10 protein-coding genes and 1 pseudogene are annotated in these 14,568 nt (G+C 73.7%); 6 read left to right on the forward strand and 5 right to left on the reverse strand.

The genetic code is table 11. The features are described 5' to 3' along the window. The first annotated feature begins 197 nt into the window (after positions 1 to 197). Positions 198 to 3,026, forward strand: coding sequence for a DEAD/DEAH box helicase (locus tag ACWDR0_RS20230; protein ID WP_456353081.1), 2,829 nt, complete (start codon positions 198 to 200; stop codon positions 3,024 to 3,026). Between the two features lie 296 nt (positions 3,027 to 3,322). On the opposite strand, the gene ACWDR0_RS20235 is transcribed toward ACWDR0_RS20230, so the two are convergent. After that, positions 3,323 to 4,696, reverse strand: a complete 1,374-nt coding sequence (locus tag ACWDR0_RS20235; RefSeq protein ID WP_456353082.1) for a cryptochrome/photolyase family protein — start codon at positions 4,694 to 4,696, stop codon at positions 3,323 to 3,325. 176 nt (positions 4,697 to 4,872) lie between these two features. Between ACWDR0_RS20235 and ACWDR0_RS20240 the strand changes: the two genes are divergently transcribed. Beyond that, on the forward strand, positions 4,873 to 5,640 hold the full coding sequence (locus tag ACWDR0_RS20240) for a MerR family transcriptional regulator (protein ID WP_456353083.1): 768 nt from the start codon (positions 4,873 to 4,875) through the stop codon (positions 5,638 to 5,640). 48 nt (positions 5,641 to 5,688) lie between these two features. Here ACWDR0_RS20240 and ACWDR0_RS20245 read toward each other — a convergent pair whose 3' ends face one another. From ACWDR0_RS20245 to ACWDR0_RS20255, 3 genes are all read right to left on the reverse strand, one after another. Beyond that, the gene (locus ACWDR0_RS20245) at positions 5,689 to 6,144 is read right to left on the reverse strand and encodes a VOC family protein (protein WP_456353084.1); all 456 of its coding nucleotides are present in this window, start codon (positions 6,142 to 6,144) and stop codon (positions 5,689 to 5,691) included. Between the two features lie 383 nt (positions 6,145 to 6,527). Next, a complete protein-coding gene (locus ACWDR0_RS20250; protein ID WP_456353085.1) occupies positions 6,528 to 7,394 on the reverse strand; it encodes a siderophore-interacting protein in 867 nt (288 codons plus the stop codon). 285 nt (positions 7,395 to 7,679) lie between these two features. Continuing rightward, positions 7,680 to 8,600, reverse strand: a complete 921-nt coding sequence (locus tag ACWDR0_RS20255; protein WP_456353086.1) for a 5'-3' exonuclease — start codon at positions 8,598 to 8,600, stop codon at positions 7,680 to 7,682. Between the two features lie 413 nt (positions 8,601 to 9,013). Here ACWDR0_RS20255 and ACWDR0_RS20260 point away from each other — a divergent pair, with 413 nt between their 5' ends. The 4 genes from ACWDR0_RS20260 to ACWDR0_RS20275 all read left to right on the forward strand — a co-directional run bounded on the left by ACWDR0_RS20260 (position 9,014) and on the right by ACWDR0_RS20275 (position 13,472). Continuing rightward, positions 9,014 to 10,174, forward strand: a complete 1,161-nt coding sequence (locus ACWDR0_RS20260; protein WP_456353087.1) for a quaternary amine ABC transporter ATP-binding protein — start codon at positions 9,014 to 9,016, stop codon at positions 10,172 to 10,174. After that, the gene (locus ACWDR0_RS20265; RefSeq protein ID WP_456353088.1) at positions 10,167 to 11,975 is read left to right on the forward strand and encodes an ABC transporter permease/substrate binding protein; all 1,809 of its coding nucleotides are present in this window, start codon (positions 10,167 to 10,169) and stop codon (positions 11,973 to 11,975) included. Before ACWDR0_RS20260 ends, ACWDR0_RS20265 begins: the two co-directional genes overlap by 8 nt. A 149-nt stretch (positions 11,976 to 12,124) precedes the next feature. Beyond that, positions 12,125 to 12,706, forward strand: coding sequence for a helix-turn-helix domain-containing protein (locus tag ACWDR0_RS20270; protein ID WP_456353089.1), 582 nt, complete (start codon positions 12,125 to 12,127; stop codon positions 12,704 to 12,706). Positions 12,707 to 12,710: 4 nt separating this feature from the next. Continuing rightward, positions 12,711 to 13,472 carry a helical backbone metal receptor gene (locus tag ACWDR0_RS20275; RefSeq protein ID WP_456353090.1) on the forward strand — a complete coding sequence of 254 codons (762 nt, stop codon included), beginning with the start codon at positions 12,711 to 12,713 and terminating at the stop codon, positions 13,470 to 13,472. Here ACWDR0_RS20275 and ACWDR0_RS20280 read toward each other — a convergent pair. Further along, positions 13,357 to 14,442 (reverse strand): annotated as a pseudogene (locus tag ACWDR0_RS20280) (SLAC1 family transporter); the annotation flags it as partial. The gene ACWDR0_RS20275 and the pseudogene ACWDR0_RS20280 sit on opposite strands and share 116 nt — an antisense overlap. Positions 14,443 to 14,568: the final 126 nt, after the last annotated feature.

Genomic DNA, 14,568 nt, shown 5'->3' on the forward strand with positions numbered 1-14,568 from the left:
CGCCGCCGTGCCGCCCACCGGGGCCGGAACCGCCGCGCGTGACCGGTGGATCACCCGCCGTACCGGACGGGGCGCGGGGCCGGGCCCCGGACCGGGGCGGCTCCCCGCCTGCGCCGGACGGTGCCCGGCGGTGCCCGGCGAACGATGCGATAAGGCCGCGCTGAGTGTCGTACCCGGCGGGTAGGCTCGTGAACAAGATGACCGAAGATCTCTCTCCCGCCGAGCGCTATGCCGCCGCCCGTGACCGGGCCGCGGAGCAGGCCACCGCGCTGGCCCCCTTCCGCGAGATGTACGAGTTCGACCTGGACCCCTTCCAGATCGACGCCTGCCGGGCCCTGGAGGCCGGCCGCGGGGTGCTCGTGGCCGCGCCCACCGGCTCCGGCAAGACCATCGTCGGCGAGTTCGCCGTCCACCTCGCCCTCCAGCAGGGCCGGAAGTGCTTCTACACCACCCCGATCAAAGCGCTCTCCAACCAGAAGTACACCGACCTCGTCAAACGGTACGGCGCCGACAAGGTCGGACTGCTCACCGGTGACAACAGCGTCAACTCAGAGGCGCCCGTGGTCGTCATGACCACCGAGGTCCTGCGGAACATGCTGTACGCGGGGTCCCAGTCGCTGCGCGGGCTCGGCTATGTCGTCATGGACGAGGTGCACTACCTCTCCGACCGCTTCCGCGGCGCCGTCTGGGAAGAGGTGATCATCCATCTCCCCGAATCCGTCACCCTGGTGTCACTGAGCGCCACCGTGTCCAACGCCGAGGAGTTCGGCGACTGGCTGGACACCGTCCGCGGCGACACCGCGGTCATCGTCTCCGAGGAGCGGCCCGTTCCGCTCTGGCAGCATGTGATGGCCGGGCGGCGGATGTACGACCTCTTCGAGGAGGAGAGCGACCACGGCGGCCGCGGCACCGGCCGCCGCGAGGTCAATCCCGACCTGGTCAGGCTGGCCCGGTCGGAGAACCAGCGCTCGTACAACCCCCGGGACCGGCGCCGCGGCAAGATGATCCGCGAGGCCGACCGGGAGCGGGAGCGGCGCAGCAGGTCCCGGATCTGGACCCCCGGCCGCCCGGAGGTCATCGAGCGGCTCGACGCGGAGGGCCTGCTCCCCGCGATCACGTTCATCTTCAGCCGCGCGGGCTGCGAGGCCGCCGTACAGCAGTGCCTCTACGCGGGGCTGCGGCTCAACGACGACACGGCCCGGCTCCGGGTCCGCGAGATCGTCGAGGAGCGGACGGCCGCCATTCCGTCCGAGGACCTCAACGTCCTCGGGTACTACGAATGGCTGGAGGGCCTCGAACGCGGTATCGCCACCCACCACGCGGGCATGCTCCCCACCTTCAAGGAGGTGGTGGAGGATCTCTTCGTCCGCGGTCTGGTCAAGGCGGTCTTCGCGACCGAGACCCTGGCGCTCGGCATCAACATGCCCGCGCGCTCCGTCGTCCTGGAGAAGCTCGTCAAGTGGAACGGCGAGCAGCACGCCGATATCACCCCCGGTGAGTACACCCAGCTCACCGGCCGGGCCGGGCGGCGCGGTATCGATGTCGAGGGCCATGCGGTGGTGCTCTGGCAGCGGGCCATGGACCCGGCCGCGCTGGCCGGTCTCGCCGGTACCCGGACCTATCCGCTGCGCTCCAGCTTCCGGCCCTCGTACAACATGGCGGTCAATCTGGTCGAGCAGTTCGGGCGGCACCGCTCGCGCGAGCTGCTGGAGACCTCCTTCGCCCAGTTCCAGGCCGACCGCTCGGTGGTCGGTATCTCCCGGCAGGTCCAGAAGAACGAGACCGGCCTGGAGGGTTACCGCGAGGGCATGTCCTGCCACCTCGGCGACTTCGAGGAGTACGCGCGGCTCCGCCGCGAGCTGAAGGACCGGGAGACGGAACTGGCCAAGCACGGCGCGTCCCAGCGCCGGGCTGCGGCCGCGGTCTCCCTGGAGCGGCTGAAGCCGGGCGACGTCATCCATGTACCGACCGGCAAGTTCGCCGGGCTGGCCCTCGTCCTCGACCCGGGCATTCCCGCCGGACGGACCAACGGACACCGCGGTTTCGAGCACCACGACGGGCCGCGCCCGCTGGTCCTCACGGCGGAGCGGCAGGTCAAGCGGCTCGCCTCGATGGACTTCCCGGTGCCCGTCGAGGCGCTGGAGCGGATGCGGATCCCGAAGTCGTTCAATCCCCGGTCCCCGCAGTCGCGGCGCGATCTGGCGTCGGCGCTGCGCACCAAGGCCGGTCATATCGTGCCCGAGCGGCACCGCAAGCAGCGGTCCGCCGCCGCGGACGACCGCGAGATCGCCCGGCTGCGGGCGGAGTTGCGGGCCCATCCGTGCCACGGCTGCGCCGAGCGCGAGGACCATGCCCGCTGGGCGGAGCGCTACCACCGGCTGCTGCGGGACACCCGCCAGCTGGAGCGCCGGATCGAGGGCCGGACGAACACCATCGCCCGCACCTTCGACCGGATCGTCGCCCTGCTGACCGAGCTGGACTACCTCCGCGCCGACGAGGTCACTCCGCACGGGCGCCGGCTCGCCCGGCTCTACGGCGAACTCGACCTGCTGGCCAGCGAATGCCTCCGGGACGGCGTCTGGGAGGGCCTGGACCCGGCCGAACTGGCGGCGTGCGCCTCCGCCCTGGTCTTCGAGTCCCGGCAGGCCGACGACGCGGTGGCGCCGAAGGTCCCGGGCGGGGCCGCGAAGGCGGCGCTCGGCGAGATGGTCCGCATCTGGGGCAGGCTGGACGCCCTGGAGGAGGACTTCAAGATCAACCAGGCGGAGGGCGTGGGCCAGCGCGAGCCGGATCTCGGTTTCGCCTGGGCCGCCTACCAGTGGGCCTCGGGCAAGAGCCTGGACGAGGTGCTGCGGGAGACGGAGATGCCCGCGGGCGACTTCGTCCGCTGGACGAAGCAGGTCATAGACGTCCTCGGCCAGATCGCGGCGGCGGCCCCCGCGGAGGGCAGCACGGTCGCGAAGAACGCCCGCAAGGCGGTGGACGCGGTACTGAGAGGAGTGGTGGCCTACAGCTCGGTGGGCTAGACCGTTCCCGGTGGCCCGGTGGCCCGGTGGCCCGGTGGCCCGGTGGCCCGGTGGCCCGGTGGCCCGGTGGCCCGGTGGCCCGGTGGCCCGCAGGGTCCGCGTGGTCCGTTGTGACGGGCGCCGCGGCCCCGAACCCTTCCCGTGCGCATCGCCGTTCATGGGGAGCACCGTAGACCCACCCGCCGACACTCCGGTTTCGGGCCGTGGGCGGGAGCACATCTCCGGAACCCGCGCGGCCGACGGCGGCGCGGGTTCCGGATGCGGTGGTACGCGGCCGGCTCGCCCGCCGGGCTCCGTCAGTCGTCCAGGCCCCGGGCCCGGGAGAAGCGGGCGCGGGCCTCCGAGAGATCGACGAGCGGCTCCGGATAGTCCAGCCGGTCACGTTCGGCGGCCGGGAGCGCGGACGGATCGTGGACCGCGCGGCCGGGGACGGAGGCCAGTTCGGGGACCCAGCGGCGGACGTACGAGCCGTCGGGGTCGAATCGGCGGGCCTGGGTGAGGGGGTTGAGGATCCGGTTGGGGCGGGTGTCCGTGCCGGTGCCCGCGACCCACTGCCAGTTGAGCTGGTTGTTCGCCACGTCCCCGTCGACCAGCAGGCTCAGGAAGTGCGCGGCCCCGGTCCGCCAGTCCGCGTACAGGGTCTTGGCCAGATAGCTCGCGGTCAGCAGCCGGGCGCGGTTGTGCATCCAGCCCTCGTGGCGGAGCTGGCGCATCCCGGCGTCCACCACCGGACAGCCGGTACGGCCCTCCCGCCAGGCCGTGATCTCCTTCTCGTCGTCGCGCCACCGGTCGCCGCGCGTCCGGTAGTCGGCGCGGGCGGCGTCCGGACGGGCCGCCAGTACCTGGTGGTGGAAGTCCCGCCAGGCCAGCTGGCGGACGAAGGCCTCCGCCCCGGCCCCGCCGCGGTCCCGGGCCCGCCGGACCAGTTCGGCGGCGGAGAGGGTGCCGAAGTGGAGGTGCGGGGAGAGCCGGGAGGTGGCGTCGCCCGCCAGATCGTCGTGGCGCTCCTCGTACGCGTCCACCCCCGAACCCGCCCTGGCCAGCCAGTTCTTGACCCGCCGCCGCCCCTCTGCCTCGCCGCCCGCGGCCAGACCGGGTGACACCCCGGTGACGGCGGCGCGTTCCGGCAGCGGCTCACCCGCCGTGTCCGGGACCGTGATTCTGCGGGGCGTGGTCACCTCCGGGCGGATCCCGGCCGCCTCCCAGCGGCGGAAGTACGGCGTGAACACGGCGAAGTGGTCGCGGTCCGCCGGGGTGACCCGGCCCGGCGGCAGGGCGGTGATCACACCGTCGTGGACCCGGAGCGCACAGCCCAGCGGGGTCAGCGCGGCCTCCAGGGACTCCTCCCGGGCGGTCGCGTACCGGCTGACGCCGGCGGCGATGTGCACCGACCGGGCACCGGTCTCCCGGACGACCCGGCACACCGCTTCGGTGAGGTCGCCGGAGCGGACGACCAGCCGGCCGCCGAGGCGGCGGAGCCCGTCGTCGAGGGAGGCGAGACAGTCGGCGAGGAAGGCGCTGCGGTTGGGCGCGTCGAACCCGGCCCGGTGGATTCCCGGATCGCGGACGAAGAGGGGGACCACTTCGTCGGCGTCGCGGACGGCGGCGGCGAACGCGGGCTGGTCGTGGATCCGCAGATCGGAGGTGAAGAGCATGACGGAGACGGACATGTGCCGTCCTTACCAGGCGGGGCGGCGGAAGGGCGAGATTTCGGCCGTTTCCGGTCGGGTGGGTCGGGGCGGTGCGGCCCCTGCCGCGAGCCGGAGACGGATAGCGTCACCTCCCGCTATCCGAAGCCGAGAGTGCCGCTATCTATGATGGGATCAACGAACTCCCTGGTGAGACGGTGGTGAACGGTGTGCGGATCGGTGAACTGAGCCGACGGACCGGAGTTCCGGTTCCGACGATCAAGTACTACCTCCGGGAGGGACTGCTGCCCGCCGGCGAGTTGACCAGCCCCAACCAGGCGGCGTACGGCGAGGAGCACGAGCGCCGGCTGAAGCTGGTCCGCGCGCTGCTGGACATCGGCGGACTGAAGATCGCCGCCATCGGTGAGGTGCTGGCGGCCGTCGACGACCCCGGCAGACCACTGCACGAGGTGCTGGGCGTCGCCTCCGAGCTGCTGGTGGCCCGGCCCGCGAAGCAGGAGCCCGAGGGGGACCCGGAGCGTGATCCGGTCCGGGAGACCGCGCGGCGGCGGGTCGACGCGCTGATCGCCGGCCGGGGTTGGCTGGTCGAGGCGGACGCGCCGGGCCGTGAGCTGCTGGCCGGGACGCTGGCCGCGATGGACCGGCTCGGCCACGGCGACTTCGTGCGGATCGTCGCCGACTACGCGGACGCGGCCGAGCGGGTGGCCCGGGCCGACCTCGACTACGTCGCGGGCCGGACGGGCCGGGAGCAACTGGTGGAGGCCGTGATCGTGGGCACCGTCCTCGGGAACGTCGCCTTCGAGGCGCTGCGGCAGCTGGCGCAGACGGACCGCTCGGCCCGGCGCTACGGCGGCGCCCGGACGACGGAGGCGGAGACGGCGCCGGACGGGGAGCCGGTGAGGGAGCCGGTGGGGGAGAAGAGGGCGGCCGGGCGCGAGGGAGAGGGCCGGGGCGTACGGGCCTGAGCCCGGGGCGTACCGGCAGGCCCGGGGTGCCCGGCGGTGGGCGCGGCCTCACACCACGGGCGGCGGCGGGGTCCGGCCGAACACCCAGGGCGCCAGGACCACCAGCCAGCCGTCCGGATCCTCGAAGAGGACGGCGCCGTAGCGCGCCCAGTACGGATTCGCCGGGGGCACCGGCCGGTGCCCCCGGGCGGTCAGCCGGGCGACGGCCTCGTCCCGCGCCCCGGTGCCGTCCAGATAGAGCACCAGCTGGTTCTCGGGGTCGGGGCGGGGGATGCGCGGCGGGGTGCCGTGCTGGGTGACCTCCAACTGCACCGCGGTGCCGGGGAGTCCGAAGACCACGCCGTCGTAGCCGTCGTGGTCCCGCCAGTCGGCGACGACGGGAAGGCCGAGGTCGTCGCCGTAGAAGGCGACCACCTCGTCGTAGGCGGCGGTGGGCCGGGCGAAGCGCACGGCGCCGACGGCCGCCAGATGGGCGGGCCAGGTGCCCGCGGGGGTCTCGGTCATGGTGTCCACGCTGGCAGACGCCCGTCCCGCCGCCCCAGGGCCCCGGGACCGGTTCCGCCTCGTTCCGCGGTCGTAGGACGTGTCCGGAAAGTCCGGGACGGCGCCCGGGGGAGCAGCGGGTGCTTCGGAGCGGCCGGGGCCGCTCCGGGCAACACTTCCGCCGGAGGTGCTGGTCGGGGAAGGAACACCCCCCCGCCGGAGGCATTGGGCGGGCGGGGAGGAATGCTTCCGCCGGAGGCGTCGGGCCGCCCGGGAGCCGTACGCCCGCCGGAGGTGTGGTCCCGTGTGGGAGGAACACCCCCGCCGGAGGTGTGGTGCCGTCCGCGGGCCGCACTCCGCGGGAGGCGTTGCGCCGCCCGGGAGCCGTACCCGCACCGCAGGCGTTACGCCGCGCGGGTGTCCGGGCCCGGCTCCGTGGTCTCCTGCTCGCGCTCGACCTGCTCGTTCCACTCCCGCTTCACCGCGCGCCACGCCTCGTCGGACTGCCCCAGACGCCAGTAGCCGGAGATCGAGAGCTGCTCGCGCGCGATTCCGCGCTCCAGACGCAGATGGCGGCGCAGCTCCTTGACGCAGGCCGCCTCGCCGTGGACGAAGGCGCAGACCCGGCCCGCGGGGAAGTCGAGCCCGGTGACGGCCTCGACCAGGGCCTCGCCGACGGGGCGGGTGCCCCGGTGCAGCCAGTGCACGGCGACTCCGTCCGGGGTGACGATCTTCTGCTCCTCCGCCGGGCCCTCGATCTCGACGAACGCGTGGACCACGGCGCCCTCGGGCATCTGCTCCAGGGAGGCCGCGATCGCCGGGAGCGCGCTCTCGTCACCGGCCAGCAGATGCCAGTCGGCGGCCGGGTCGGGGGCGTAACCGCCGCCCGGGCCGATGATCCGGATCAGGTCGCCGATCCGGGCGCGCGCCGCCCAGGGGCCCGCCAGGCCCTCGTCGCCGTGGACGACGAAGTCGATGGTCAGTTCGCCGGTCACCGCGTCCCAGTTGCGGACGGTGTACGTCCGGTTGGACGGCCACTGCGCCCGGGGGAACTCGGCCCTGATCCGGTCCATGTCCCAGGGCTCCGGGTAGCTCACGCCCTCGGCCGGAAAAACGAGCTTCACATAGTGGTCCGTGCAGTTCTCCACGCCGAACCCGGCCAGCCCCGGACCGCCGAAGACGATGCGTGCCATATGGGGGGTGAGCCGTTCGGTGTGGACCACACGGGCCTCGTAGGGCGTCGGTGACTTGCGGGCGGGTCGTTCTGTCACGGCGCTCTCCCCGGGCTCGGATGCATGGTTAGGTTTGCCTAAGTTAACACCAGCCACAGGAAATATCAGCCCGGCAGGGCCGTACGGGCGCAGTTGAACACCGCCTGACCTGCGGGTCGGGCGGTGCTGGGGGGTGTGGTGCGCCCGGAAAGGGACCGGATCGGATCGGAGAAGGACCGGAATCGGACCGGATCCGGATCGAAGAGGGGCTATCCGCGGAACGCATACCGGTGGGGCCGCGCCGGATGGCGGCGGCCCCGCCAAGAGGGCGGAAAGAGGCGTAAATCAGGCGCGCAGCACCGTCAGCAGCCGCTGGAGCGCGCCCCCGAGCCCCCACTGCCGCGCCAGCTCCTCCAGGGCGGCCGGGTCGCGCGGCTCCGACGGAAGCGCCGGGTCGAACGGCGGCAGCGGTACATCGGCCGCCACCCGCACCACCCGGGGCGCGACCGCCAGATACTCCCGGGACTCGGCCAGCCGCCGCCGCTGGGCCGGGGTCAGCTTCGACTTCGGGTCCTCGGCCGCGGCCAGGATCCCGGCGAGGTCGCCGTAGGCGTCCAGCAGTTTGGCCGCGGTCTTCTCGCCGATTCCGGGCACCCCCGGCAGCCCGTCGCTGGGGTCGCCGCGGAGCAGGGCCAGATCCGCGTAACCCGGGCCGTCGACCCCGTACTTCGCGCGCAGCCATGCCTCGTCCGTGGTCTGGAGGGTGCCGACGCCCTTCAGCGGATAGAGGACCCGGCGCGACCGGGCGTCGTCGACCAGCTGGAACAGATCGCGGTCACCGGTGACGATGTCGACCGGACCCCGGGCCCGGGCGGTGAGGGTGCCGATGACATCGTCCGCCTCGTACCCGTCGGCGCCGACCCGGGCGATGCCCAGCGCTTCGAGGACGTCCACGATGACGGGGACCTGCGGCGCCAGGGTGTCGGGGGTCTCCTCCTCGTCCGGCCCGGACTCCGTCTCCTCCGCGACCCGGTGCGCCTTGTACGAGGGGATCAGCTCGACCCGCCAGTGCGGCCGCCAGTCGTTGTCCCAGCAGGCGACGAGGTCGTCCGGCCGGTGGTCCTGCACCAGGCGCGCGATGAAGTCGAGCAGCCCGCGCACGGCGTTCACCGGGGTGCCGTCGGGGGCCCGGACCGAGTCGGGGACCCCGAAGTAGGCCCGGAAGTACAGGGATGCGGTGTCGAGGAGCATCAGGCGTCGCGTCACACCCCGATGATGCCGTACGCCACCGACACCGGCCCGGGAGCCACGGCGGCCCCGCGCGGCCCGGAGATCCCGCAGGGCCTGGTTGTCCCACGCGGCCCGGATGTCCGCGGGTCCCCGGTTGCCCCGGAGATCCCGCACAACCCGGCTGCCCCACACGGCCCGGGCACCCCGGAAGCCCGGAAGCACACCGCCCCACGCACCCGGCGGCACCCCAGCCCCCCTTCACTGTTGCGTGATGTGAGTCACTGTTGCGTTTTGCGGTACGGGCCGGGGGCAGGCGCGCCGCCGGAGCCGAACCGGCGGCGTCCGGCCCTGCGGCCGGGGCGCCCGGCGGCGGCGGGCCGATCCCGCCCGGCTCCACGGTCCGCCCGATGGGGGTGGCGGACCGTTCCGGTACGAGACGCGAGGTGTATGTGTCCAGGCTCCAGGCGGAGCATCTGTACAAGGTGTTCGGCAGACGACCCGATGAGGCGGTACGGCGGCTCGAAGACGGGGCGACCCGCGACGAGCTGCGCGCGGGCGGTGTGACGGCAGCGGTCGTCGACGCCTCCTTCACCGTCGATCCGGGGCAGATCTTCGTGGTCATGGGCCTCTCGGGCTCGGGCAAGTCGACCCTGCTGCGGATGCTCAACGGACTGCTCGAACCCACCGCGGGACGTGTCCTGTTCGACGGCCGCGACCTGACCGCGCTGAACCGGCGCGAGCTGCGGTCCGTCCGTTCCCGCCGGATCAGCATGGTCTTCCAGCACTTCGCGCTCTTCCCCCATCGCAGCGTCCTGGAGAACGCCGCGTACGGGCTCGACGTGCAGGGTGTGGACCGTGCCGAACGGGAGGAGCGGGCCCGGGAGGCCCTGGCCCTGGCCGGTCTCGCGGGCTGGGAGGACTCCTGGCCCGACGAGCTGTCCGGCGGCATGCAGCAGCGGGTGGGCCTGGCCAGGGCGCTGGCCACCGATGCCGATCTGCTGCTGATGGACGAGTCCTTCAGCGCGCTGGACCCGCTGATCCGCCGCGATATGCAGGACCAGCTGCTCGAACTCCAGAAGACCCTGAAGAAGACCATCGTCTTCATCACCCACGACCTCAACGAGGCCATGCGCCTGGGCGACCGGATCGCGGTGATGCGCGACGGCCGGATCGTCCAGCAGGGCACGGCCGAGGACATCCTGGTCACCCCCGCCGACGACTACGTCGCCTCGTTCACCCAGGACGTGGACCGCACCCGGGTGCTGACCGCGGGCGCGGTCATGGCGGATCCGGAGACGGCGTACGGCACCCGGACCGACGGCGGCGCCGAACTGCGCTCCGCCGCCCAGGTGATGGCCGCGGCGCCCGCCGTCGTCACCGCGGACACCCCGATCGCCGAACTGTTCGCGCCGTGCGCGCGCAGCGCTGACGCGGTGGCCGTCACCTGCGAGCGGGGCGAGCTGATCGGCGTCGTCCCGCGGGCCCGGCTGCTCGCCGTGCTCGGCGAGCCGATGCAGCCCGAGGGGGCGCCGGACCCCGCCGGTACCGGTTCCGCCGGAGCCGCCGGCCGGGCCGGAGCCACGGCCCCCGGGGCGGTGGCCCATGCCTAGGCTGCCCCTCGGCGAGTGGATCGACGGTGCCGTCGACTGGCTCCAGAACCATCTCGCCTGGCTCTTCGACGCCGTCAGTGCCCTGGTCACCGGGATGTACGACGGTCTGGACACGGTCCTCTCCGCCCCCGAACCACTGCTGTTCGCCGGAATCCTCGCCGTACTCGCCTGGTGGCTGCGGGGACTCCTGGCCGGCGGTCTCGCCTTCGCCGGGTTCGCTCTGATCGACTCGGTCGCCCTCTGGGACGAGGCGATGTCGACGCTCGCCCTGGTGCTGGTCGCCACGGTCGTCACCCTGGCGCTCGCGGTACCGCTCGGCATCTGGGCGTCGCGTTCCGACCGGGTCAGCGCCGTGGTGCGGCCCGTCCTCGACTTCATGCAGACCATGCCCGCGATGGTCTACCTCATCCCGGGCATCATCTTCTTCGGCGTCGGCGTGGTCCCGGGGATCATCGCCACCATCGTGTTCGCCCTGCCACCAGGCGTACGCATGACCGAACTCGGCATCCGCCAGGTCGACGGGGAGCTGGTCGAGGCGGCCGAGGCGTTCGGCGCCCCGCCCCGGGACACCCTGCTCCGGGTCCAGCTGCCGCTGGCGGTGCCGACCATCATGGCCGGGGTCAACCAGGTCATCATGCTGGGCCTGTCGATGGTCGTCATCGCGGGCATGGTGGGCGGCGGCGGTCTGGGCGGCGAGGTCTACAGCGCCATCGGCAACATCGACATCGGCCTCGGCTTCGAGGCAGGCGTGTCGATCGTCGTCCTCGCCATGTACCTGGACCGGATCACCGGCGAACTGGGCCGCCAGGTCTCCCCGCTGGGCCGCCGGGCGATCGCCCGGGCCCGGTCGCTGGCGGGCGGTTCCGCCCGCTGGAACCACCGCCCCCAGCCGGTGGTCGCGCTGGTCGGCGTGGTCGTCCTGGCGCTCGTCGCGGGCGGCCTGAACGTCTTCGGCGGCTCCGGTTCCACCGGCACCTCCGTGACGGGCGCCGCGAACGTCGGCAAGGGGAAGAAGCTGACCGTCGGCTATATCCCGTGGGACGAGGCCGTCGCCTCCACCTACCTCTGGAAGGAGCTGCTGGAGCGGCGCGGCTTCGAGGTCGAGGCCGAGCAGCTGGAGACCGGTGCCCTCTACACCGGGCTGGCGAACGGCCAGATCGACTTCCAGACCGACTCCTGGCTGCCGGTCACCCATGCCTCGTACTGGAAGAAGTACGGCGACCGGCTGGAGGACCTCGGCGCCTGGTACGGCCCCACCTCGCTGGAGCTGGCCGTCCCCTCGTACGTGAAGGGCGTGGACTCCCTCGACGACCTCAAGGGCAGGGGCGGCACCTTCAAGGGCCGGATCATCGGCATCGAGCCCAGCGCCGGGATGATGGGCCTGCTCAAGGACGAGGTGCTCGGGAAGTACGGCCTCGACGGCGAATACCGGGTCGTCGACGGCTCCACGCCCGGCATGCTGGCCGAGCTGAAGCGGGCGTACGCCAAGAAGGAGCCCGTCGTCGTCACCCTCTGGTCCCCGCACTGGGCGTACGGCACCTACGAGCTGAAGAAGCTGGCGGACCCCCGGGGCGCCTGGGGCAAGGGCGACGGGGTGCACACCCTGGCCCGCAAGGGCTTCGCCGCCGACCATCCCGAGGCCGGGAAGTGGCTGAAGGACTTCCGGATGACCGAGAAGCAGCTCACCGGTCTGGAGGCCGAGATCCAGCGCACCGGCAAGGGCAAGGAGCAGCAGGCCGTCCGGACCTGGCTGAAGAACAATCCGGACTTCGAGGACAAGGCGGTCCCCGTCAAGGGCTGACTCGCTTCCCACCCGGGGTCTCACCCGGCGGCACGGGGTGGTTCCGGACAGTGTCCGGGCCACCCCGTCCGTAATTCGCCGTGATCGCGGAGGAAGCCGCGGGCGAAGCTGCGTAAGGTTGTACAGAACGCAGGAAGGGGAGCCGGCGCATGGACGCTGACGCCAGGGACGGCAAGGACCCGAAGGAGACCGAGCGTCTTCGGGTGGGCACCGCCGTGCGCAGGCGGCGGCGGGCCCTGGATCTGACGCTGGCCTCGGTCGCCGAGCGGTCCGGACTCTCCGTGCCCTTCCTCAGCCAGATCGAGAACGACCGGGCGCGGCCCAGCCGGCGCTCCCTCCAGCGGGTCGCGGAAGCCCTGGAGACCACCGCGGACCGGCTGATCGCCGCCTCCGACGCGGCCCGCACGGTCGCCGTGTCCCGGGCCGCCGGTCCCGGCGCGGCGGCGCAGGGCGCCCGCCGGCTGGTACACGGCCGCCATCAGCTCGAAGCCCTGGAGTTCTCCGGGGAACACGACACCGAGGGCGAGTTCCAGCACCGCAACGACGAGCTGATGTACGTCGCGGACGGCACCGTCGAGGTCGAGGCCGAGGGCCGGGCCTACCGGCTGGGCCGCGGTGACACCCTGTTCCTCTCCGGTGGCGTACGGCACCGCTGGCGGGCCGGCGGTGCCGAGACCCGGGTACTGGTGGTCACCGTCGCCGAACACATCGAGACGCCCGCGGAGGGCTGAGCCCGTGCGGGTGGTCTCCCTGGTCCCCTCGCTGACCGAGGCGATCGCCGTCACCGCGCCGGGACTGCTGGTGGGCGCGACCGACTGGTGCACCCACCCCGCCGGGCTGGACGTCGTCCGGGTCGGCGGCACCAAGAACCCCGACCTCGATACCGTACGGGCGCTGCGCCCCGACCTCGTCGTCGCCAACGAGGAGGAGAACCGGGCCCCGGATCTGGCGGCGCTCCGCTCGGCCGGGCTCCGGGTGATGGTCACCGAGGTGCGCACTCTCCAGCAGGGCCTGGCCGAACTGCACCGGGTCCTCGTCGACGGCTGCGGCGCCGGCCGGCCCCGCTGGCTCGACGAGGCCGCCCGCGCCTGGGCGGCCGTCGTACCCGGCGCACTGCCCCCGGTGGTGGTCCCGGTCTGGCGCCGACCGTGGATGGTCCTCGGCCGCGACACCTTCGCCGGGGACCTGCTGGCCCGGCTGGGCGCCCGCAATGTCTGTGCGGACCACGCCGAACGCTATCCCCGGGTACCGCTCGACGCGCTGCGCGCCTCCGGCGCCGGACTGGTCGTGCTGCCGGACGAGCCCTACCGCTTCACCGCGGACGACGGCCCCGAGGCCTTCCCCGGGCTGCCCGCCGCGCTGGTCAGCGGACGTGCTCTGACCTGGTACGGGCCGTCTCTGGTGACGGCGCCGCGGGTGCTGGGGGCGGCCCTGCGGGCAGCGTGCCGCCCAGCAGACCCCGCACGGTCCGCAGACCCGCCACCAGCCACGCCGTGACCAGCAGCGCGTACAGCGCCGCCGCCACCGCCGACAGGGCGCCGAGCTCGGTGCGGTGGGCCAGCCCGGCGGCCCCGGTCACACAGGTGCCGACCGGGAAGGTGAAGGCCCACCAGCCCAGGGTGAACGGCATGCCCCGCCGTACGGCCCGGACCACCATCGCCCCGGCCACCGTCAGCCAGAGCAGCGCGAAGCCCGTCACGGGCACCCCGTACAGGACCGCGAGCGGGTCCGCGTACGGCTGCCCCGGCAGGGCGTCCGCGAGATGGCCGGCCGCGGTCGCCGACTGGCCGAGCGGCCCGAGGACCAGGAAGAGCGACGGGGTGAGGGCGAGCGGCAGCGGTCCGTGGTGGATCAGCCGGGACAGCACCAGCGGCAGCACCAGCAGGGTGGCGAGCCCGCTCGCCCCGGCCAGCCCGAGGCTCACCAGCAGCAGCGTGGCGCGGCCCTCGCCGGGCGGCAGCTCCCGAGCCAGCAGGGGACCGAAGGCCGCCGCCACCATGGGGGCGACGAGCGGCAGCAGCCAGACGGGCGAGGCACTGCCGGGCGGGGTGCGGTGCCGTACGACCAGGAGATACGGCACCACCACGGCCGCCGCGACCGCCAGCGTGCCGCCGACGGCGAAGAGGACGGCGGCCAGCGGTACGGCCACCGGCGCGCCCAGCACGTCCCGGCCGGGCCCGAGCGCCCCCATGCCCACGGCGAGCGGCGCCATGGCGGCGCAGCCGTAGAACGGGGCGACGGCCGGGTCGAGCAACTGGGCCCGGGCCGTGGCGCGGTGCCGGTGCCAGTGCCCCGCCCGGGCCGCCCACACGGCGGCCAGCAGCAGGACGGAGAGCACCCAGACGGCGGCCAGGACCGGCCGGGCGGCGCCCGGCAGCAGCCCGGTAGCGCCCAGGGCCGTACCGGCCGTGGCGACGCTCGCGGTCCCCATTACGGCCGCGTACCACTGCGGGCCGAAGGACCGCAGGGCGGGCTGCCGTACGGAACCGTCCGCGGCGCGGTGGGCGGCGGTCCGGGCCGTCCGCCCCCGGGGCGCCCGGGCCCCGGGGGGCGGGCGGCCGGGGCGCCCGGCGCGGCGGCGCCGGGCGGGGCC

This window comes from Streptomyces sp. NPDC003691, from assembly GCF_053981115.1.